Origin of the sequence: Denitrobaculum tricleocarpae (genome assembly GCF_007004665.1) — a bacterium.
GTDB classification, from domain to species: Bacteria; Pseudomonadota; Alphaproteobacteria; order Kiloniellales; family Kiloniellaceae; genus Denitrobaculum; species Denitrobaculum tricleocarpae.
The window spans coordinates 251,566-271,898 of record NZ_ML660059.1; the positions used below are offsets into that span (position 1 = coordinate 251,566).

20 protein-coding genes and 1 tRNA gene are annotated in these 20,333 nt (G+C 59.4%); 13 read left to right on the plus strand and 8 right to left on the minus strand.

Annotated features, from left to right (window positions below):
- Positions 1-355 precede the first annotated feature (355 nt).
- From FKG95_RS21820 to FKG95_RS21840, 5 genes are all read right to left on the minus strand, one after another.
- Positions 356-2,740 carry a tetratricopeptide repeat protein gene (locus tag FKG95_RS21820; RefSeq protein WP_179954220.1) on the minus strand — a complete coding sequence of 795 codons (2,385 nt, stop codon included), beginning with the start codon at positions 2,738-2,740 and terminating at the stop codon, positions 356-358.
- A 209-nt stretch (positions 2,741-2,949) separates the two neighbouring features.
- Complete coding sequence (locus tag FKG95_RS21825; RefSeq protein ID WP_142898537.1) at positions 2,950-4,680, minus strand: SEL1-like repeat protein; 1,731 nt, start codon at positions 4,678-4,680, stop codon at positions 2,950-2,952.
- A 220-nt stretch (positions 4,681-4,900) separates the two neighbouring features.
- A complete protein-coding gene (locus tag FKG95_RS21830) occupies positions 4,901-5,560 on the minus strand; it encodes an HD domain-containing protein (protein ID WP_142898538.1) in 660 nt (219 codons plus the stop codon).
- Between the two features lie 103 nt (positions 5,561-5,663).
- On the minus strand, positions 5,664-6,149 hold the full coding sequence (locus tag FKG95_RS21835) for a fasciclin domain-containing protein (protein WP_246116855.1): 486 nt from the start codon (positions 6,147-6,149) through the stop codon (positions 5,664-5,666).
- Between the two features lie 124 nt (positions 6,150-6,273).
- The gene (locus tag FKG95_RS21840; protein WP_142898540.1) at positions 6,274-6,696 is read right to left on the minus strand and encodes a nuclear transport factor 2 family protein; all 423 of its coding nucleotides are present in this window, start codon (positions 6,694-6,696) and stop codon (positions 6,274-6,276) included.
- A gap of 255 nt (positions 6,697-6,951) precedes the next feature.
- Between FKG95_RS21840 and FKG95_RS21845 the strand changes: the two genes are divergently transcribed.
- Entirely contained in the window at positions 6,952-7,515 is a 564-nt protein-coding gene (locus FKG95_RS21845; protein WP_142898541.1) for a TetR/AcrR family transcriptional regulator, read from the plus strand.
- A gap of 32 nt (positions 7,516-7,547) precedes the next feature.
- Here FKG95_RS21845 and FKG95_RS21850 read toward each other — a convergent pair whose 3' ends face one another.
- The gene (locus FKG95_RS21850; RefSeq protein ID WP_142898542.1) at positions 7,548-7,724 is read right to left on the minus strand and encodes a zinc-finger domain-containing protein; all 177 of its coding nucleotides are present in this window, start codon (positions 7,722-7,724) and stop codon (positions 7,548-7,550) included.
- Positions 7,725-8,100: 376 nt separating this feature from the next.
- Between FKG95_RS21850 and FKG95_RS21855 the strand changes: the two genes are divergently transcribed.
- Positions 8,101-9,072 (plus strand): ABC transporter ATP-binding protein, encoded by a 972-nt coding sequence (locus tag FKG95_RS21855; protein ID WP_142898643.1) that lies wholly within the window; start codon positions 8,101-8,103, stop codon positions 9,070-9,072.
- A gap of 47 nt (positions 9,073-9,119) precedes the next feature.
- On the plus strand, positions 9,120-10,244 hold the full coding sequence (locus tag FKG95_RS21860; RefSeq protein ID WP_246116856.1) for an alpha/beta hydrolase: 1,125 nt from the start codon (positions 9,120-9,122) through the stop codon (positions 10,242-10,244).
- 6 nt (positions 10,245-10,250) lie between these two features.
- Here the strand turns inward: FKG95_RS21860 and FKG95_RS21865 are convergent, their stop codons facing one another.
- On the minus strand, positions 10,251-10,847 hold the full coding sequence (locus FKG95_RS21865; RefSeq protein WP_142898543.1) for a septation protein A: 597 nt from the start codon (positions 10,845-10,847) through the stop codon (positions 10,251-10,253).
- A 282-nt stretch (positions 10,848-11,129) separates the two neighbouring features.
- Between FKG95_RS21865 and FKG95_RS21870 the strand changes: the two genes are divergently transcribed.
- From FKG95_RS21870 to FKG95_RS21890, 5 genes are all read left to right on the plus strand, one after another.
- Entirely contained in the window at positions 11,130-12,254 is a 1,125-nt protein-coding gene (locus FKG95_RS21870) for a prolyl hydroxylase family protein (RefSeq protein WP_142898544.1), read from the plus strand.
- Positions 12,255-12,471: 217 nt separating this feature from the next.
- Positions 12,472-12,987, plus strand: coding sequence for a rhodanese-like domain-containing protein (locus tag FKG95_RS21875; RefSeq protein ID WP_142898545.1), 516 nt, complete (start codon positions 12,472-12,474; stop codon positions 12,985-12,987).
- Between the two features lie 278 nt (positions 12,988-13,265).
- A complete protein-coding gene (gene hspQ, locus FKG95_RS21880) occupies positions 13,266-13,595 on the plus strand; it encodes a heat shock protein HspQ (protein WP_142898546.1) in 330 nt (109 codons plus the stop codon).
- Between the two features lie 271 nt (positions 13,596-13,866).
- Positions 13,867-14,388 carry a GNAT family N-acetyltransferase gene (locus tag FKG95_RS21885; RefSeq protein WP_179954221.1) on the plus strand — a complete coding sequence of 174 codons (522 nt, stop codon included), beginning with the start codon at positions 13,867-13,869 and terminating at the stop codon, positions 14,386-14,388.
- 178 nt (positions 14,389-14,566) lie between these two features.
- Positions 14,567-14,643: transfer RNA gene (locus FKG95_RS21890), tRNA-Arg, on the plus strand.
- Positions 14,644-14,783: 140 nt separating this feature from the next.
- Here FKG95_RS21890 and FKG95_RS21895 read toward each other — a convergent pair.
- The gene (locus FKG95_RS21895; protein WP_179954222.1) at positions 14,784-15,656 is read right to left on the minus strand and encodes a bile acid:sodium symporter family protein; all 873 of its coding nucleotides are present in this window, start codon (positions 15,654-15,656) and stop codon (positions 14,784-14,786) included.
- Between the two features lie 258 nt (positions 15,657-15,914).
- Here FKG95_RS21895 and FKG95_RS21900 point away from each other — a divergent pair, with 258 nt between their 5' ends.
- The 5 genes from FKG95_RS21900 to FKG95_RS21920 are packed head-to-tail and all read left to right on the plus strand — an operon-like array spanning position 15,915 to position 20,327.
- Positions 15,915-16,775: a putative hydro-lyase gene (locus FKG95_RS21900; RefSeq protein ID WP_142898549.1), complete on the plus strand. Its 861-nt coding sequence runs from the start codon at positions 15,915-15,917 to the stop codon at positions 16,773-16,775.
- A 17-nt stretch (positions 16,776-16,792) separates the two neighbouring features.
- Complete coding sequence (locus FKG95_RS21905) at positions 16,793-17,833, plus strand: TRAP transporter substrate-binding protein (RefSeq protein WP_142898550.1); 1,041 nt, start codon at positions 16,793-16,795, stop codon at positions 17,831-17,833.
- Positions 17,834-17,881: 48 nt separating this feature from the next.
- A complete protein-coding gene (locus FKG95_RS21910) occupies positions 17,882-18,385 on the plus strand; it encodes a TRAP transporter small permease subunit (RefSeq protein ID WP_218940315.1) in 504 nt (167 codons plus the stop codon).
- The gene (locus FKG95_RS21915) at positions 18,382-19,662 is read left to right on the plus strand and encodes a TRAP transporter large permease (RefSeq protein WP_142898552.1); all 1,281 of its coding nucleotides are present in this window, start codon (positions 18,382-18,384) and stop codon (positions 19,660-19,662) included. Before FKG95_RS21910 ends, FKG95_RS21915 begins: the two co-directional genes overlap by 4 nt.
- 11 nt (positions 19,663-19,673) lie before the next feature.
- On the plus strand, positions 19,674-20,327 hold the full coding sequence (locus FKG95_RS21920; RefSeq protein ID WP_142898553.1) for a DUF2848 domain-containing protein: 654 nt from the start codon (positions 19,674-19,676) through the stop codon (positions 20,325-20,327).
- Positions 20,328-20,333: the final 6 nt, after the last annotated feature.

Genomic DNA, 20,333 nt, shown 5'->3' on the forward strand with positions numbered 1-20,333 from the left:
CATTCCTCAGTCAACAGGCAGGATAGGAACATTCGACCTCACGGAACCGGCCATCGAGTCCGCGAAGGTGCAAAATAGTTCGAAAATCGATTGTAAATCCAGTCCAACCCGGGAGGCGTCGAAGAAAAGAAACAAACTTTCTCCAGATCTCTGTTCAAATGGCCATCGTTTCGCTTTGCCGAAGGCGGCCCGAACACCTGTAAAAGCCCGCCGCTACGCAGCATGGCAGTCCCTATTCTTTTTTGCCGTCACCCAGGATTCCGTCAGCCAGAATTTCGTCACCCGGAGACTAGGGGAACAGCTAAGAACTTTTGGTTAAAGTTCTGAAGTGATGTTGCGGTGCCGGCGAAAAGGCCTATCGGCGCCCGTAGCTTCTGGCCGCCTTGGCGAACCAGGTTTTGGCCTCCGCGGAGTCCGTCGGCACACCGCGTCCCGTGAGATACGCCTGCCCCAGCTTCGCCTGAGCATCGGCAATACCCTGCTCGGCAGCCAAACGGTAAAGGCGGGCCGCCTCCTCAAGGTCCTGCTCAATCCCGAGGCCTTTATCATACAAATTGGCGAGACCAAGCTGTCCTTGGCCATTCCCCTGCCCGCTTGCGAGACGATAGTACCGCAAGGCCTCGGAAAAATCGCGCTCCACAACAATTCCCTGCTCGTAGAGCTTGGCCAGTTCCACCTGTGCCCAGCTGAATCCCGCTTCGGCCGAGAGCCTGAAAAGACGCAGGGCTTCGACCTGATCCTGCTCGACACCAAGACCATCCAGGTGCAGCTTGCCGAGCTCGTATTGAGCTCCGGTGCGCCCCTGTTTTGAGGAGCGGCGAAACCACTTGGCAGCCTCGCTTAAGTCCTTTTGCGTTCCGCGCCCCTTCAAGTAGGCACGGCCGAGAAAGTATTGCGCGTAATCATCATCTTTTTCGGCCGCGAGGTGGAGGAGCCGCAAGGCTTCAACTCGATCTCGATCCGGTTCATCGGCATAGGTGTAGTAATAGGCCAGCTTTCGCTGCGCGACAGCGTAGCCTTGCTCGACGGCAAGTTTGTAAAGGCGTACGGCCTCACGGGTGTTTTGCTCGACACCCAGTCCATCTTCATAAAGCTCGGCAAGACTGGTTTGCGAATACTCACTGCCCTGATCGGCGGCCTGCCGGAAAAACCGCGCCGCCTCCGCGTAATCCTGGGCGACGCCCTTGCCATCTCTGTAGAGAAACCCGAGATAGTCCTGAGCGAGAGCATCTCCGGCATCCGCCGCCAGTTGAAAAAGCCGCGCGGCCTCGGAATAGTCATGCTTGACCCCCTTGCCCGAGAAGTAAAGGGTACCGAGCCTGTATTGAGCATTGGACTGGCCCTGCTCTGCAGCGAGATTGTAAAGACGCGCGGCTTCTTCGTAGCTCTGGAGAACCCCTTCACCGAATTCGTGGAGATACCCCAGATCATACTGAGCACGCGCGTAGCTCTGATCGGCAGCCAGCTTGTAGAGCCGGGCCGCCTCAGCAAAACTCTGCGCGACTCCCTTCCCCTCGTAAAAGAGGTCGCCGAGGTTGGTCTGGGCGCTCGCACGCCCCTGGTCGCTGGCAAGCCGATAGAAGCGGGCGGCCTCCTCATAGTCTTGCTCCACGCCGAGCCCGTGCTCATAGAGATTGCCCATAAAACTCTGGGCACGTGCATGATTCTGCCCTGCGGCAAGCCTCAGCAGGCGGGCAGATTCAGCATAGTCTTGCTCAACGCCTCTACCTCGGTAGTAAAGGTCAGCAAGATTGGTTCGAGCGTTAACGTTGCCCTGTTCGGCAGCGAGACGGTAGAAGTGAGCGGCTTTTAGGTAGTCTTGGGCAAATCCCTCGCCAAGCTCGTGAAGATAGCCGAGGTAATTCTGCGCGCGCGCGTAGTCCTGTTCCGCCGCCTCAGTGAGCAAGCGCACAGCCTCGGCAAGGTCCTGCTCAACACCCTGTCCTTCGTAGTAGAGATTAGCGAGACTGGTTAGTGCAAAGGGGTCTCCCTGTTCCACGGCCAAGCGGTACAGGCGGATGGCTTCGCCATAATCCTGTGGGACACCCTTGCCGGACTCGTAAAGGTAAGCCAGCGAACTCTGGCCACGGTCAAAACCCTGATCGCTGGCCAATGTGTATAGCTGCGCAGCCTTGGCATAATCCTGTTCGACACCATGACCTTCGTAATAGAGGTCGCCAAGGTTGACCTGCGCGTAAGCTTCGCCATGGGAGACCGCAAAGCGGTAGAGCCGGACGGCCTTCTCGTAGTCTTGCGGAACGCCTCTCCCGGTCTCGTAGAGATAGGCGAGAGAACTCTGGCCGTAGTAGTCGCCCTGATCCGCGGCCAGGCGATAGAGGCGCGCCGCCTCCTCATAGTCTTGTTCGACACCTTCGCCGAACTGGTAAAGCCGCCCCAGAAGGCTCTGTGCGTCCGCATTGTTCTGCGCGACAGACAGCCGCAGGTAATGCACGGCCGCGGGCAGATTCTGCCCGACTTCCCAGGCATAATAATAATGCCGCGCGAGCCAGTACTGAGCTTCCGCATCCCCCTGGTCGGCACCACGTTTGTAAAACCCGAATGACCGCTGGTTTTTCCGGTGACTGCCGTCGTGTTCGAAATCTTCGGCGAGACCGGCCAAAAACATTGGGTTTGCCGGCTTTTCCGTGGTTGGGATGTTGTACCACGGCATGGCTGCAACCGGCGTCAAAGTCCAGACGGCCATCATCGCCAAGCCGCCGCCCAAGGCACGCAACACCATCAACTCAACCCCAAAGCCGTAACGCCGAGAAACCGTGACACACCGGAAAACCCGAAGCATCCCGAACAGCAACTATGCCGCCGGCAGACCGGTTTTGCTACCCCCCTGCAACCCTGAAGAGCTTGATAGCCGCTCAACGGAAGCCTCCAAACCCCGGCACAAGAGCTCGGATGAACGCCCCCCGCGATCAGTGGTTTGCTGCGAGAAATTTATTTTCGCCTGTAACTCTTCGCAGCCTTGCCAAACCATTTTTTTGCCTCGTCAGCGTCTTCCGGCACGCCGTGCCCGCTCAAGTAGGCCTGTCCCAATTTGGCTTGCGCGACCGCAATTCCGCGCTCGGCTGCAATACGGTACATGCGGGCGGCTTCTTCCGGATCTTGATCGACACCCTGTCCCTGATCATACAGTTCAGCCAGGTGAACATACGACCAGACCTGACCGCCATCCGCGGCAAGACGCAACCAATGAATGGCTCGCTCGATATTCTTTTCCGTGCCGCGCTCTTCGATATAGGCCATAGCGAGCAGATACTGAGCATCGGCATCATTCTGCTCCGCCGCCAACTTGAACAAACGCAGTGCCTCGATGTAGTCGCTGTCGGGGCCCTCGGCAAAGGTGTAATGACGTGCCAACATGCGCTGCGCCCGCGCGTCATCTTGGTCGACGGCAAGCTTTAGGAGACGTATCGCCTCAGGGTTGCTTTGCGCAACGCCGTGACCGGTGAAGTGAAGCTCGGCAAGCTCAGTCTGCGCATACGCGTTCCCTTGCTCGACCGCCAGGCGATAGAGACGTGCAGCCTCCGTGTAGTCACGGCGAACACCCCTGCCTGTCTTGTACATGTGTCCCAGATGGCTGTGAGCTTGCACATGATCTTGCGCTGCAGCCAGTTTGAACAGCCGTGCGGCCTCGGCATAATCCCTCTCAACACCCGTACCGTGAAAGTGGAATTTGCCGAGTTCATATTGGGCATCTACGTTGCCCTGTTCCGCCGCCAGTCGATACCAGCGCGCAGCCGTGTGGTCGTCTTGTGGCACGCCTTTGCCGAGCTGGTAGAGGTACCCGAGGCCATATTGAGCGTCGGCGTTGTTCTGATTAGCCGCCAGCCCATATAACCGCGCAGACTCGGCAAAATCGATCTCCACGCCCTCGCCGTGATAGTAAAAACCGGCCAATTTCTCCTGTGACCAGGCATTCCCGCCGTCAGCCGCCTGACGGAACAAGCGCACTGCTTGCGCAAGATCCTGTTCAACGCCCTGACCTTCGTAAAAATGCACCCCCAGTTCGGCGAAGGAAGCGGCGTGGCCCTGTTCGGCGGCGAGACGGAAGAGCACCAGGGATTTCGCAAAATCGGGGGCGACGCCACGGCCGTATTTATAACCGTAGCCCAGTTGGTACTGCGCATAGGCACTGCCCTGTTCAGCCGCCCGCCGGAAGAGGCGCATGGCCTCAACGTCGTCCTGAGGGACGCCCTCTCCGAGTCTATGGAGAAATCCAAGCGAATTCTGGGCATCTACATCGCCCGCATCAGCCGCCAATTTGTAGTACTCGGCCGCAGAATGGTCATTGCCGGCGTATCGGTAATAATTTCCGATAACACGCTGGACCCTTGCTTTAAACTGCAAGAGGCTTTGCCAGTAGGACTCGGCGACCTTGCGAAGCTTCTGAAGAAAGCCTTTGTCATCGCTGCCGCTGGCAGAGCCATAGGGCTCAGGATCGGCTGCGCCTGCAGCAAGCTGCATACGGTACTCCTCCGCAGAAAAAGGCATTTCCGCTGCTTCTATCCGAATGGTTTTTTGTCCTGATTCCGTCGATCGTATCTCACTGACGTTTCCTGCCGTGAGCATCCCCATCGAAGCCCTGGAGTGGGGATTCGCGGTCGCATCGGCCACAGTTACGACAGTCAGTATCGTCAATCCCCCCGCAAAAGCACGCAGCAGCATCCCTTCAACCCCATGGCTATGAAACACCAATAAAACAGGCGGTCTTGCGGGATTTACGCAATCCCTGGCTGAAATTATGCAATCATGGGGTTAAAATTTCTCTACCCTGTGTTGTCCTACGAACAACCTCCACGTCTGTTATGAGACGACACTGAAAAGCAAAAGATTCCAGGTTGAGAACAGACACAATTCGATCAGGGCCACCGGAGTTTAAGAGCCTTCAGCGTGAAATAATGGGTGGAGACGCCTCTGTCCTGTCCGCCGCTGCTTTCACAACCTCTGCCTTAACAGCCTCCACATCCACGCCACCAGCGCGCATCTTCTGCTCCGCCTGCTGCTTGATCGCACCGCTCATGGCCTGCAGAAACGCATCGTGGGAACAGGGTTTGTCCATCTTGTTGTAGACGAGGCCATATTCTATCTCTTCCCAGGTCGAAAGATCCGCCAGATTGTGCTGGAGTTGCACCTCAAGATTATCAAGGGCGTCGGCAAACTTGGCCTCCGGTGTCTCGCGGGTCTCGAATTCCCACCAGAGCTCGGCGAGGTGCGCACCGCCCGCTCCGCCCAGCATATCCCTGATCGTTTCCATCGCAGCCGCCTCGCGCGCGGCTTTGTTCTTTTTGCGTTCCCCTGTCTCGAAGAAGGGCACGTCGCCGACGACGGCCTCAACCAGATCGTGAACGATGATCATCTGGAGAGACCGGCTGAGATCCACCGGATGTTCCAGATGCCGGTGCATGACCATCGCCATCAGAGCCATCTGCCAACTGTGTTCAGCGACGGATTCGCGGCGGCCGTCGGACAGCCAGCTATGTCGCAGCTCGCGTTTCAGGCCTTCCGAAAGCTTCATGAGTTCCAAGATCGGTGCGACGCTATCCATAGTCTGGGCTGCCCTGATTTTGTGACGGTAGAAAGGGAGCGGCAGCATAACAAAAAAAGGCCGGCAATAAGCCGGCCTTTTCGATCTGGATTTGAGGATCCTGCTACTTGGGCAACACGACCGTATCAATCACGTGAATCACGCCATTCGACGTTTCGATGTCGGCGGTGATCACCTGAGCGTCGTCGACCTTTACACCATCCATGGCGTCGACAGCGAGTTTGCCACCCTGAACGGTCTCGACGTCGGCGGTTTTGCCGGCGATGTCACCCGACATAATCTTTCCGGGCACAACGTGGTAGGTCAGGATCGCAACGAGTTGATCCTTGTTTTCGGGTTTCAGCAGGTTTTCCACCGTGCCCTCAGGCAGCTTCGCAAAAGCCTCATCAGTGGGTGCGAAAACCGTGAAAGGGCCGTCACCCTTCAGGGTCTCGACCAGTTCGGCAGCCTCAACGGCGGCAACGAGTGTCTTGAACTGTCCCGCCTCGACAGCTGTGTCGACGATATCTGCGGCTTTGGCAGCCAGACCGCCGAACAGAAGTGGCAGGGCAGCAAGCGTGGCGATAAGGGAAAGGCGTAGCTGTTTCACGTTCGTCCTCCTAGGGATTTCTGTTTGCTTGCCAGGAGATACGAGGCGGCGGCCAAGAAAGATCACCCTGCCACAAATAGGACACAACAGACGAGAGAAATGCCTTGTTCCTGTCCCCCCGCTATCAACGCTCCCAGCGAAACTCGCGATCTGATTCGGTGATTGGAGCATCGTTGATGCTCGCAATCCGGCGCTCCATCAGCCCGTTCTCATCGAATTCCCAGAGCTCGTTTCCATAGGAGCGGAACCATTGGCCGGAATCGTCATGCCATTCGTAGCGGAAGGTCACGCCGATGCGGTTGCCGGTGAAACACCAGAGTTCCTTGCGCAGGCGATAATCCAGTTCACGCTCCCATTTGCGCGTGAGAAAAGCGCGGATTTCCTCCCGGCCATTCAGAAACTCCGCGCGGTTGCGCCACTGCGAATCGATTGTATAGGCCTTGGAGACACGCTCTGGATCACGGGTGTTCCAGGCATCTTCGGCGGCCTGGACTTTCTGTCTGGCGGTCTCTTCGGTGAAGGGTGGTAAAGGCGGGCGCTGTTCCATGATGTGGTTTTCTCCAGTCACTCAATCAAAGTCCGATCTTGAAGTGGACCTTTTGTTACACAATGTACCAATCAGTACAATTGGCGATCAAGGCTTTCAATTCAAGCCTCCATCTCATAGGAGAAGGGTGTGACATGCTTGACGCAGGGCGAAGCCGGAGAGAGGGTCTCCGCAGTTTCCTTGCGGGACCGCTTTGAACCTCCGGCGGCTTCGTGAACGACGGCCGAAGAGAGGTGAGGCCTTCAGGATTTAGAGATGGCACGACTGGTTTCGGAACGCAGCGACGCGGTCATGGCTCTGGCCGAGGTCTTCAGAACGCATGGCTTTGAGGGCACGACCCTCTCGGTTATTACGGCGCAGACCAAGATGGGCAAGGGCAGCCTTTATCACTTCTTCCCCGGCGGGAAGGAAGAGATGGCCGAAGCCGTGCTCGAGGAGATTGGCGGATGGTTCGAAGATAAGGTCTTCAAGCCCTTGCGCGAAGACCGGGATGCGGATGCGGCAATCGCGAAAATGTTCGAAGCCGTCGACAGCTATTTCCGCTCGGGACGCCGGGTCTGCCTCGTGGGCACCTTTGCCCTGGGCCGGGAATGTGAGCGCTTCGAGGATCAGGTGCGCGGTTATTTCAAGACCTGGGTCACGGACCTGGAAGCCTGCCTGATCCGTGCCGGTCACAATCAGATCGTGGCACATGATCTCTCGGAAGAGGTGGTGGGCGGCATTCAGGGAGCTTTGGTGCTGGCCCGCAGCCTGGACCAGCCGGCGGTTTTCAGCCGTGCGCTCGCGCGCCTGAAGCAACGTCTGGAAGTACAGCGATAGAACCCGGAAACATCGGGTGGGTTAGATCTGATCTAATGCCCGCCGGATGCCGCACTCTCGGCAAGGACATAGCGGCGGCCGCAATAGGGACAATCGATCTGGCCCTTGCCCTCCATGTTGAGATAGACGCGGGGATGGCCGAGCGGGCCGTTACCGCCGTCACAGGCGACGATTTCGGACTCAACGGTCAAGGTTTCGGCCGGTTCCATTGTAACTCCCCCCTCTTCTTAATGCGACAGCTTCGCAGCCCAGTTTCGTAGCCCAGCATCGCAGCAGAGCGATGCTTACTCCTTAAATCCACGCAGGTCGATACCAGAAACTCTCCACAGCGCACATTAGAAGGCACAAGGGCTTTAACCGGCGCGATTTGACCCCTATCTCTGCGGATGATACCCATTGGCGCTGCAGGATCAATGGCGTTCACTGCGCAGTACCAAAACCCCAGGAACCTCTGAGCCGCGGAGCCGGCCACCGATTCAGCTCAAGAGCCTTACGTCTGTGATCCGCCATCATGCTGCCGGAAAACGGGAAACATCAACGATTAGGTCTGATGCCTTGAACGTTCAACAACTGGATGACGTCACCATGAATGCCGACGTCACGACCCTGCCGAACTATGCCGTCGAGTTGAAAGGTCTGACCAAGACCTATCAGGCCAGCGGCAAGAGCGAAGCCAAAAAGGCGCTGATCGACGTGGATCTGGCGATCCCGCGGGGATCGGTGTTCGGACTGCTGGGCCCGAACGGCGCGGGCAAATCGACCATGATCAACATCCTGGCCGGGCTGGTGAATAAAACCAGCGGCAGCGCACGCATCTGGGACCTGGACATCAACAGCGATACCCGGCAGGCCCGCGCGGCCATCGGCGTCGTGCCGCAGGAGCTGAATGTCGACCCCTTCTTCACTCCGCGCGAGCTCCTCGAGCTCCAGGCAGGTCTTTACGGCGTTCCCCCCCGCGAGCGGCAGTCGGACGAAATCCTGGCGGCACTGGGACTTTCGGACAAAGCCAACGCCTACGCCCGCACGCTCTCGGGCGGCATGCGCCGGCGCCTGATGGTGGCCAAAGCCATGGTTCACAATCCTCCGGTGCTGGTCCTGGATGAACCCACCGCAGGCGTCGATATAGAATTGCGCCAGCAACTCTGGGCGCACGTGCGCGAACTGAACGCGAACGGCACCACTGTTCTGCTGACCACCCACTATCTTGAAGAAGCCGAGGAACTCTGCGACCAGATCGCGATCATCAACCACGGCCGGGTGATCGCTTGCGACACGACGCCGGCATTGCTGGCGCGCCTGGACAACAAATCCCTCGCGATTGTGCTGGCCGAGGACCTGCAGCAGATTCCCGACTCGCTGACAACCTTCAACATTGATCACCCCGAGCCGCGCAAACTGGTGTTTCACTACCGCGCCAGCGAGAGCGCGGTTTCCGGAATTCTCGACGCGGTCTCCGCCGCAAACCTGAAGATTGCAGACGTGACGACGGATCAGTCGGATCTGGAGGACATTTTCCTGCAGCTCACCCGCGGTGCCCACGATGAGGGCGCACATTGAGGACCCGGACTCCAGCACAGCCAAGCAGATCATCTCAAGGGACCGGGTTGCAGGTCTTTGCCGCCGCCCTGGCCATGGTGTTTCTGGCGGCCTGTGCGCCCAACCTGGCGCCCCGCGGGCCAGGCAATATCGATGGGCCACTGATTGTCGAGGACAGCTTTACAACAGCCGACGGGCTGTCTCTGCCGCTACGGAAGTGGCTGCCGCCAACCACAACTGCAGGCATAGCTGCAAACAATGACGAGACCTCTCTCGAAAAGCAGGCGGAAATCAAAGCGGTGGTTCTGGCGCTGCACGGCTTCAACGACTACTCGAAGGCCTTCGAGAACCCGGGCCAGGTCTTCGCAGCACTGGGAATCGCGGTCTATGCATACGATCAGCGGGGATTTGGCGAGGCACCCCATCGGGGACTTTGGGCGGGCAGCGACGTCCTGACCGGCGATCTCGCGGACGCCAGCCGCGTCTTGCGGCAACGCCATCCCGGCAAACCACTTTACCTCCTGGGAGAATCCATGGGGGGAGCGGTCATTCTCGCGGCTTTCAACTCTCCCAATCCGCCTGAAGCCGACGGTGTGATCCTCTCTGCGCCCGCGGTTTGGGCCCGTTCGACCATGCCCTGGTATCAGCGCACGGCGCTGTGGCTAAGCGCGCACACAATCCCCTGGGCAAAGTTTACGGGTTCAGGCCTGAAGATCCAGGCGTCGGACAACATCGAAATGCTGCGCGGCCTCGGCCGCGATCCACTGGTCATCAAGGATACCCGGGTTGCAGCCATCCACGGGCTTGTCAATCTGATGGATCAGGCACTGACCGCCGCTCCCGCCCTGAACCGCCCGGCGCTCCTGTTGTACGGCGATAAGGATGAAATCGTCCCGCGCGAACCAACTTTGCAGCTCTGGAGCCTGTTGCCTGAGGAAAGGCGTCCTGAGCAGCGCCTGGCGCTTTACAGCAACGGCTGGCATATGTTGCTGCGGGATCTGGACGCCGGTCTCGTCATGGCGGATATCCTGCAATGGATCGAATTCCAGGTCGATGAGGCCGGTGATCTGGAAACACCGGAGCCTCTGGCTTCAGGCGCCGAAGCCCTGGCACGAGAGGCTTTGGAGGCCTTTCAGGAGCCGCTCGAGGACCCAGCCAGCACGGCAAACGCCGAAACCGCGGCTGAGTCATAAACTCACTCAGCCCTCGCTTCGGTCCTTGGCCTCTTCCGGCAAGGCATAGCGGTTCATCAGGGGAATTTGCGTAAGGACAAACAGGAAGGTCAGACCCATCAGTCCGAACACCTTGAAATTCACCCAGAACTCCTCGCTTTGAGTGCGCCAGACGACCTCGTTCAGAACAGCCATGGCCGCGAAAAACAAACCGAAATGCAGGGTCAACCGCCGCCAACCTGTCTCACTCATGGGCCAGGCCGACCCCATGACCGGCTTCAGCAACGCCTTACCGAAGGCAAGACCCCCCAGCAGGATCACCGCAAACAACGCCTGAACAATGGTTGGCTTCAATTTTATAAAGGTTTCGTCGTTCAAAAGCAGTGTCAGACCACCGAACACACCGACAATGATCGCGGTGATCAGCGGCATCATGGGGACTTTCTTGATCGTAACCAGAGAAAGAACCAGCGAAACCGCGGTCGCGGCCATCAAACCTCCGGTCGCAACCAACAGATCCTTCTGGAGGTAGTAGGCCAGGAAGAAAACCGCCAGCGGACCATATTCAGTCGTTGGCTTCAGCCATTTCGGAGCTTTGTCGGCACGGGGCGCTTGTTCGGTCATAACGGTCCGGAAAGTTAAAAAAGAAACAGCAGATCGGCAGTCCCACGAGGCCTTATGTTGGGGCGGCGCGGATAATGTCCAGATATCATTAGCAGAGATGGAAGCTTTGCTCAAAACCCTCCGATGCCCTGAAGCTGCGGAAAATTAGCGCAAAAGCGCTGACCAAAGGTGAACAGCCCGCCTGCTTCGGACCGTCCCCGCATCCGTATTGACGCGATCGGGTCCCGCGCTTACCTAATGGGACTCCTCCGGAGCGTTCCGATTTCCTAGGACTCGAAGTCATTGAGCTCAACAGACGCAACACCTGCCGCCCTGCCGCTGCTCGCGGATCGGCCGCCCTTGGCCCCGGGCGACCGCCTGGGCAATTTCCTACTGCCGGCCAGCGATGGCTATCTTTGGGTTTTCTATGAAAAGACCCGTGGCTTCCGGAATCTGGTCTTCCTGTTCCCGCAGGATACGGCCCGCAACACAAAGGCTTTGGCGGAACTGGCAGCGGCTCACCCGATCCTTCAGCAGTCCCGCATCGATGTCTTTGCCATTGGCAGACTACCGGTCGAATCCGTCAAGCGGCTTGGACAGCAACACGCAGTACCATTCCTGTTTTATGGCGATCCGGAGGGTAAAGTATCCTCCGAAATCACTCAAAAAAGCGGCTTCGCCCCCGATCAGGCCTTTTGCCTGCTGCTGGACGAGAACCAGCGGCTGCTTCAGAGCATTGCCCTGACGGATATCCCTGAAGGAACGCTGGGCGAGACAGTACTCGGCTTCTACTGCGACAGGCTGCCCGCCCCGCTCGAGGCCGAGCCGCAGCGGACGGCACCCGTCCTGATCGTGCCCAAGGTACTTGATCGCGCCGACTGCGATGCTTTGATTGCACGCTGGAAAGGGAAGAACGAAGAAGGCACCGTCACTACCCGGATCGACGGAAAAGACACCAGCCAGATCGATCCCGGGATGAAACAACGGCGCGATCACCAGGTCCACGATCCTGAGCTGGATACCTGGCTGTCCCAGATGGTGGGCCGCCGCATCGCACCCGAGCTGGCCAAGGCTTTTTACTTCCAGCGTTTCCGTTTCGATCGCTTCGTGATCACCTGCTACGACGCTGCGCGGGGCGACTATTTCCGGCCGCACCGGGACAACACCACACCGAGCACCCAGGCCCGCATGTTCGCGCTGACCCTCAACCTTAACACCGACGACTATGAGGGGGGCGGACTGCGATTCCCTGAATACGGACCGGAGGCCTACCGTCCAAAGAGCGGCGATGCGATCCTCTTTTCCTGCTCTTTGATTCATGAAGCGCTGCCGGTGACCAAGGGACGGCGTTTCACACTCCTCAGCTTCCTGCGGGATCCGGTTTTGCAGGAGCAGATTGACAGACAGGCCAAAGGCGGGGCGGCATAAGGTCGCCTTCGCGCTCTTGTGACTGGCATGTTACATAAAGATCATCCTAGTTTGAGCCTTCGGTCCTTGAACCAGATGAAACGGGAACCAGTCTTTTATGGGATAAATTTGAGACTGATTCTCGTCTTCAGAAAGCGGCAACCCTGAGCCTCTAACCTGAGGCAGAGAGCCGAAAAAAAACGCCAACCACAGCGCAGAACGCCGCAGGAGAGTCCCCATGCAACAAAGCAACGTCCGTTCGATTGATGTGAACCGCCGCAATCTTCTGGCAGGCCTTCTCTCGCTGACCGCCGCGGGCTCCGTTCTTGCGTTTGCCAGGCCCTCCGTCTCCGCTGAGAAAGATCCGAACCTGGCCGCCGTCGACAGCCGGAACATTACGGGTGTGGAAGCCCTCGCACGCGCGAAACGTGGTGAAGTCACCATCGTTGATGTCCGCTCGCCACAAGAATGGAAGCAAACCGGCGTTCCCGCAGGCGCGCGGTCCGTCACCATACACGGTCCGGAAGGTATCGAAGGTTTCGTTCGTGCCATGACACGCTCGGTGAACGGCCGGCTCGATACGCCGGTTGCCCTGATCTGCGCCCGGGGAAACCGCTCGACCCGGGCGTTAAATGCCTTGCAGGCCGCCGGTTTTACTCAGGTCTTGAATATCAAGGAAGGAATGCTGGGGGGCGCAAGCGGATCGGGCTGGCTGGCGCAGGATCTGCCGCTGGATCCCTGCATAAGCTGCTGACAGCCGGAGCGCCACGACCCAGAGACGCCCTCCGGCAGACGCCGTCTCGCACACGCGGCCCGGGTCACACGCCGTCCGGAACCAGGGTTTGCGACCTGTTAAAAGCGGTGAACAGCCCGCCATCCGGATCTACTATATCTGCACCGTAATATTCCTCACTTTACGCCGCGGGGCACGACAGGATAAAACCGGCGTTAACCAACTGACTGTATACTGCAGACACATCTTATCGATTTGAGACGTCCGCAGCGCTTGCATGCCAGAGAATTAGGGAAGCCATGGAGTCCTCGACCGCAAAATTCGGTATCGGTGAAATCGTCCGCCACAGGGTTTATCCCTTCCGCGGCGTGATCTTTGACGTGGATCCTGTCTTTTCCAACAGCGAAGAGTGGTACGACGCCATTCCCGAGGATCTGCGCCCGGCAAAAGATCAGCCGTTCTATCATCTCTTCGCCGAAAACGCGGACGGCCCGTACGTTGCGTACGTTTCCGAACAAAACCTGCTGCAGGACGAAGACGGCGGCCCGGTGCGCCATCCCAATGTGGAAGATGTTTTCGAGTGCATGAAAGATGGCCGCTACCGCCTGCGCGCGGGTCAGGCCAACTAAACGACCAAACCAACTTACAACCTGAGCCAACTGAGCGCTTGGACGAACTGAACGCCCGGGCCGACTGAACGCTTGGGCCAACTGAGCGCCCGGGTTAACCGAGAGCCTGCTTGACGCCCGTCGGACGCAGGTGCCAAAAGGGACAGCCCAGTGTTCAAGCCGTCCGGTCCGCGTCATGTCCTCACATATCAGCTCGGATACCTCCGCTCCACGATCTGAAACCTCGCCATCAGACCACCTTCGCATTCGCGACGCCGAGGCGGCCGATACCATGACTGTGGCCGGCCTGCACAGTGAAAGCTGGCAGAGCGCGTATCGTGGCCTTGCAAGCGACAGCTACCTCGACGGACCCCTGGCGGGAGAACACCGAAAACGCTGGCAGGGTCTGCTGGGAGACAATCCGGAAGATGCGGTCGAAAAGGCCACAAGACCGGCGGGGTTTATCCGTCTGGCCGAACAGGACGGCGCGCTCGTCGGCTTCATCGCGCTCTGGGTCAATTACAAAGAGGGCTACGACGCCTACGTCGAGAACCTGCATGTGCGTCCAGGCCTGCGCGGCGGCGGGATCGGCAGGCGCCTGCTCCAGGATGCCGCGAGCTGTGCAGCGGCTCAGGGCTGCAGAAACCTCTCTCTGGAGGTGCTTGAGGATAACGCTGGCGCTGTGCGTTTCTACGAACGACTGGGTGCGGCCAGCAAAGAGACTGCACAGGAGATGCTTGGCGACAGGCTGCTCGACTACCGCCTGATGGTCTGGGACGACATTACGAAACTGACGAGCCCAGAGTCGTCCTAGCCACGACGCAGAAGCCCTCTTTACCAAGCCCCCGGCTTGCAGTATGTTCCGCCGCGTCGCTTAAGAGCACGGTCGTTCTTGACCGCTTCCGTCAAGAACGTGAATCGTCCTCTAGCAATATACAACCGAGGCTGCTTAACGTTTTTCAGCATAGTCGTGAAAAACGATCAGACTCCAGGGACCCGTAGCTCAGCTGGATAGAGCGCTGCCCTCCGAAGGCAGAGGTCACAGGTTCGAATCCTGTCGGGTCCGCCACTGGCTTTTGGTCCATACCGGACACAGTTTACATTCTATGCCTGAGACATCGTTCACAGCTTTGCCGGTTCGACCGGGATCGTGACCGCTTCGACACGGCCCGCCATGCGGCCGCGAGCCCTGACATCAGCCCGGTACGCTTATGGGGCTCTCTTCACGGCGCGGTACATCAGGTAGCCTCCGGGCAAGGCCCCCAGATACATCAGGATACCGTAGACAGCGGCGGGCAGAGCGATGACCGGCAGCGCTTCCGGCCCGGCATGCAGAATGCCGGCCAGGGTGATCGCCACGGTGCTGTTCTGAATGCCTGTTTCCATCCCGATGGCCGCGCGGTCCGGGGCGGACAGGCCGACGAGGCGGGCAATGACCCAACCCAGGGCCAACAGGCACAGCACCATCAAGGCCGTCATCGGGGCCAGGGTGGCCCAGTTATCGGCCAGAACACTCCAGGATGCGGCAATCGCCCCGACAACAATGACCACGAAGAGAACCGCGGCGATCACCGAAAGCACCGGTTCGATGCGCAAGGCAAGATCCTTCGCAATCGCCCGGATGATCATCCCGATCGCGACAGGCACCGTCGTGATGGCAAACATCTTCAGGGCCAGACTGGTCACATCGACGGTGACGTCGCCGGCATTCAGGAACAGCCCCGCCCAGAACACCACCAGCAAGGGCACGGTGATGACCGACAAAAGGCTGATCAGCCCGGTCAGGGAAATGGACAACGCCAGCGTGCCGCCAACCAGTTTGGTCAGGATGTTCGACGTCACACCCCCCGGGCTGGCCGCCAGCAGCATGAACCCGAAGGCGAGTTCACCGCTGATCCCGAAAGCAATGACAAAGCTGTAAACAATGACCGGCAGCAGGATGACCTGCGCAGATAATCCCGCGATGACGGCACGGGGCTGGCGGACAATGCCTGCGAAATCCGCGACAGTGAGGCCGAGCCCCAACGACAGCATGATGATGCCCAAGGAGACCGGCAGAAAAACTGAGACAACTGCGTCCACGCTTTGAATCCCTGAGATGAACCTGTTGCGCACGACCATATCCGTGGATGGGGGATCTTTGTCAAACGTGAAGCGCGGTGAGATTCAGATTTCGCGCGTAAGCCGCGGTCTCGGGACGCCTGCCAAACCTGCCCGCACTCCAGTCCCAATCACAAAATAGGATGGATACGATCAGAATTGGTGATCAATAGTTACAAAAAATGACGATTTGATTTTATACCTCGACGACTGCACTCTCGATGAACAGGGGAATGCGGAATGGCACAGCAAACGATAAAAGGCGAGGCGGAGTATTCCAGCCTCCTGAACCAGCCGCTTGAGAGCGTTCGCGACGCGATCCGGGCGCAGGCCTACCGGGGGCACACCGCGGGGCTTTGCAGCGGGAACCTGCAGTGCAATCTGGTTATTCTGCCGCGTGCGCTCGCGGATGACTTTCAGCGCTTCTGCGAGACGAACCCGAAACCCTGCCCGCTGGTCGGGGTCTCTGAACCCGGCCGGCCCTGCTTTCAGGATCTCGGCCGCAACATCGATCTGCGGACCGACGTTCCCCGCTACTACATTTACAAGGACGGGCAGCGCGCCGGGCAAAGCCACGACATCTCGGACTATTGGCAGGATGACTCCGTCGCCTTTGCCATCGGCTGCTCCTTCACCTTCGAGGGCGCATTGGCCGCGGAGGGCATATCCCTGCGTCATGTAGAGCTCAACCGCACGGTGCCCATGTACCGGACCAACATCATGACCAAACCGGTCGGCAATTTTTCCGGACCGATGGTCGTCAGCATGCGCCCGATGAAGCAGGGGGATCTGCAGAAGGTCTGTGAGATCTGCGCCCGCTATCCCCACTCCCACGGCGAACCGGTCCACACCGGCGACCCGGCCGCGATCGGCATCGGCGATATCGGCGCGCCCGACTGGGGCGACGCGGTCCCGATCGCGGAGGACGAGGTCCCGGTCTTCTGGGGTTGCGGCGTGACCAGCCAGGTCGCGATCGGAAATGCCAAGCCGGCGCTCTGCATCACCCATGCACCGGGCTGTATGCTGATCACCGAAATCAACGAAACATCGACGATGCTCAAGGAACAAGCCGTAGCTCTTGAGCATGAAACTTCACTATAACGGCAAGGAAAAATGCAATGAAAATCGGAACAGGGTTACTGGCATTGAGTTTGACCGTGGCGAGCGCGGCGGCTGTTGCAGACGACGAGCTCGCGATTGTCGGAAGCTGGAGCGGTTTGCCGCTTCATAAGCAATATGAAGCGCCTTTCTGGAACGACAAACTTCCGGAGGCCAGCGGCGGGCGGATTTCGACATCTCTGACGACCCACGATCAGATGGGCATCAAGGGTTCGGATGTCTTCCGCATGCTCGGTGACGGCGTCTTCGATGTGGGCATGACGGTGGCGGACTACGCCGTTTCCGATGCGCCTGCCCTCGAAGGTCTGGACGTTCCCCTGATCGCGACGGACGCAGCCTCCGCCATGAAAATGGTGCAGGCAGCCCGTCCGCTGGTCGACGATATCTACAAGGATGTTTTCAACGCCAAGGTTCTGGGCATCGCCCCTTACCCACCGCAGGTCGTCTTCTGCAATGCTGAAATCAATGGCCTGGCGGACCTGGAAGGCAAAAAGATCCGCGCCTCGGGCCGCATGACCGCGAAGCTGCTGGAAGCCCTGGGCGCAGAAGGCGTCACCATCGGCTTCGGCGAAGTTCCCGGCGCACTGCAGCGCGGCGTGGTTGACTGCGCCGTCACCGGGGCGGGCTCTGGTTACAGTGCCGGCTGGTGGGAAGTCTCCACCCATCTGATGCCGATCCCGCTGGGCGGTTGGGATCCGGTGGTCACCGCGATCAACCTCGACAAGTGGAACGCCATGAGCGCCGACGACCAGGCCCTGCTGGAGAAGGAAGTTGCGTCCGGTCTGGAGCAACCTGCCTGGGAGACCGCCCAGAACGCCCTGGCCACGGACATTGCCTGCCTGACCGGCGAGGGCGACTGCCCGGGTGAGAAGCGCAGCATGAAGCTGGTCACGGTCTCGGATGCGGACATCGCGAAAGCGCGCGAAATCCTGATCTCGAAGGTGCTGCCGGACTGGTCCGAGCGGGCCGGCAAGGACTGGGGCGAGCGTTGGAACGGCACGGTGGGTAAAGCCACCGGCGTCGCCATCAAGCTTCAGTAAAGACGAACGCACAGACTGATGTCTCAACTGCTCTCCTGGCTACGGCGAATGAACGAGCGCCTGGCCGTGATCGCTGGCCTGCTTCTGCTGGCCAGCGTCACCGTCACCATCCTCGATATCATTGCCCGGCGCGTCGGCCTGTCGCTCGGCGGCACGGACGAATTCTCCGGCTACGCCATGGCCATCTCGACCAGTTGGGGCATCAGCTACGCGCTGACCTGCATGGCGCACGTGCGCATCGACCTGCTGCGGGCCAAGGCGGCCCCGGCCGGCCGGGCGCTCTTTGACGCCATCGCCATTCTCTCGCTCGCAGGGACGGCCCTCGTGATCGGCTACCGGGTTTGGCCGGTGCTGGCCAAGACCCTCAAAAGCGGCGCGACCGCGAACACGCCGCTGGAAACACCACTCTGGATTCCACAGTCCCTCTGGTTCGCCGGCTGGGCCTGGTTCGCGGTTTCCGCCGTTATCATCGCGCTCGCGGTTATCCTTCATATCGCCGGGCGGAAATTCGATGCAGTGGATGAAATCGCGGGTGTGAGGACCGAAGTATGATCCTCTTCACCTCCACGGGCCTGCTGGTCCTGCTCTCGTTCTCGATCCCGGTCGGCATTGTTCTCTTTCTGCTGGCCTTCGGCATCGATCATTTCTTCAGCCCCTTTCCGCTTATGCGCGGGCTGGGACAGGTCATCTGGTCCTCCTCGAACAGCGCGACCCTGATCGCGATTCCCTTCTTCGTCCTGCTGGGCGAGGTCCTGGTGCGCAGCGGTGTCGCGCGCCGCACCTACGCGGCCCTGGACGCCTGGGTTTCCTGGCTGCCCGGCGGCCTGATCCACGCGAACATTGCGACTGCGACGCTGTTCTCGGCCACTTCAGGTTCTTCCGTGGCCACTGCCGCCACGGTCGCCTCCGTCGCCATGCCGCAGGCCGAAAAACTCGGCTACGACGCGAAGCTCTTCTCCGGCGCCATCGCGGCGGGCGGCACCCTCGGGATCATGATCCCGCCCTCGATCAATCTCATTGTCTACGGCTTTCTGACCGAGACCTCGATCCCGAAGCTTTTCCTGGCGGGTCTGGTGCCGGGTCTTCTGCTGGCCCTTCTTTTCATGGCCATGACCGCCCTTGTCTGCGGGATCAAACCCTCGCTGGGGGGGCCCGGCACGAAGGTCAGCTGGGAGCGCCGGATCGCAAGCCTGAAAGACCTGCTGCCGCTGCTTGGTCTTTTCGGTGCCATCGTGGGCTCGATCTATGCCGGCTGGGCGACCCCGACCGAGGCTGCCGCCGTCGGTGTCGGAATTTCCTTTGTAATTGCGGGCACACAAAAAGCGCTCTCACGCGAGATGCTGCTAGAGAGTCTGAAGGGGACCGTGCGTACAACGGCTCTGATCATGCTGGTGGTCATCGGCGCCTACGTGCTGAACTTCGTCCTGACCGCCGCCGGTGTCAGCCGCGCACTGCAGGATCTTCTGCAAAACCTCGGGCTTGGCGCGGTCGGCACGCTGCTGGTCATCGTCCTGATCTACATTGTGCTGGGCTTCTTTATCGAGACCCTCTCCCTGATGGTCGCGACGATCCCTATTGTGGTTCCGGTCATCGTCCAGCTGGGATACGACCCGCTCTGGTTCGGCATTTTGATGATCCTTCTGGTCGAGATGGCGCTGATCACGCCGCCGGTCGGCCTCAACCTCTATGTCGTCCAAGCCGCCCGAAAGGCGGGCAGCTTTACCGATGTCATGATTGGCGCCGCACCCTATGCGGTGGCCATGCTGGTGATGGCCGGCCTGCTGATTCTCTTCCCGGCCATCGCCCTTTTTCTTCCCTCAAATCTGTAGAGAACCCCTTCATGAAGTTTATGTCGTCGGACCAGCCGGTCGATTTGGAAATCGAGCATCTTTTCGTGGCCGGATGGACCGGGCGCGATAAAGCCGCCGTGGATCACCACATCGAGGAACTCAAGGCTCTGGGTGTCGCACCGCCATCTCAGGTTCCGCTTTTTTACCGGGTCTCCGGTAATCTTCTGACGCAAGAGACGTCAATCGAGGTTCTCGGTGAAGGCACATCAGGTGAGGTCGAACCCCTTCTTATGCGATGCGGTGGCGAGACCTGGATCGGGCTGGCTTCGGATCATACAGACCGGGACCTGGAAACACATTCCGTCGCCTATTCGAAACAGTGCTGCGCGAAACCAGCCGCAGGCGAAGTCTGGAAGTTGGACTCAGTCGCGGACCATCTGGACGATCTCGTTCTGCGCTGCTCGATCGAAGAGGAGGGCACATGGACGCTCTATCAGGAAGGGCCGCTGTCGAACATTCGACCGCTTGCCGACCTGATCAGTGCCTCGGGTTTCGGCGACAATGCGGCGATGCTCTGCGGGACACTCGGCGCAATCGGCGGTGTGCGCCCGGCGCGCAACTACCGGATGGAACTGGAGGACCCGATCTTGGCCCGCAAGATTGCGATGGCTTACAGCGTAACGCCGCTGCCGGTCGTTTCCTGAGCGAAA

Excerpts from the sequence above, each read along its gene's own strand:
- FKG95_RS21820 (WP_179954220.1), bottom strand. The coding sequence starts at position 2,740 with ATGGTGTTGCGTGCCTTGGGCGGCGGCTTGGCGATGATGGCCGTCTGG.
- FKG95_RS21825 (WP_142898537.1), bottom strand. The coding sequence starts at position 4,680 with ATGCTGCTGCGTGCTTTTGCGGGGGGATTGACGATACTGACTGTCGTA.
- FKG95_RS21830 (WP_142898538.1), bottom strand. The coding sequence starts at position 5,560 with ATGGATAGCGTCGCACCGATCTTGGAACTCATGAAGCTTTCGGAAGGC.
- FKG95_RS21840 (WP_142898540.1), bottom strand. The coding sequence starts at position 6,696 with ATGGAACAGCGCCCGCCTTTACCACCCTTCACCGAAGAGACCGCCAGA.
- FKG95_RS21845 (WP_142898541.1), top strand. The coding sequence starts at position 6,952 with ATGGCACGACTGGTTTCGGAACGCAGCGACGCGGTCATGGCTCTGGCC.
- FKG95_RS21850 (WP_142898542.1), bottom strand. The coding sequence starts at position 7,724 with ATGGAACCGGCCGAAACCTTGACCGTTGAGTCCGAAATCGTCGCCTGT.
- FKG95_RS21855 (WP_142898643.1), top strand. The coding sequence starts at position 8,101 with ATGAATGCCGACGTCACGACCCTGCCGAACTATGCCGTCGAGTTGAAA.
- FKG95_RS21865 (WP_142898543.1), bottom strand. The coding sequence starts at position 10,847 with ATGACCGAACAAGCGCCCCGTGCCGACAAAGCTCCGAAATGGCTGAAG.
- FKG95_RS21875 (WP_142898545.1), top strand. The coding sequence starts at position 12,472 with ATGCAACAAAGCAACGTCCGTTCGATTGATGTGAACCGCCGCAATCTT.
- hspQ (WP_142898546.1), top strand. The coding sequence starts at position 13,266 with ATGGAGTCCTCGACCGCAAAATTCGGTATCGGTGAAATCGTCCGCCAC.
- FKG95_RS21885 (WP_179954221.1), top strand. The coding sequence starts at position 13,867 with ATGACTGTGGCCGGCCTGCACAGTGAAAGCTGGCAGAGCGCGTATCGT.
- FKG95_RS21900 (WP_142898549.1), top strand. The coding sequence starts at position 15,915 with ATGGCACAGCAAACGATAAAAGGCGAGGCGGAGTATTCCAGCCTCCTG.
- FKG95_RS21905 (WP_142898550.1), top strand. The coding sequence starts at position 16,793 with ATGAAAATCGGAACAGGGTTACTGGCATTGAGTTTGACCGTGGCGAGC.
- FKG95_RS21910 (WP_218940315.1), top strand. The coding sequence starts at position 17,882 with ATGAACGAGCGCCTGGCCGTGATCGCTGGCCTGCTTCTGCTGGCCAGC.
- FKG95_RS21915 (WP_142898552.1), top strand. The coding sequence starts at position 18,382 with ATGATCCTCTTCACCTCCACGGGCCTGCTGGTCCTGCTCTCGTTCTCG.
- FKG95_RS21920 (WP_142898553.1), top strand. The coding sequence starts at position 19,674 with ATGAAGTTTATGTCGTCGGACCAGCCGGTCGATTTGGAAATCGAGCAT.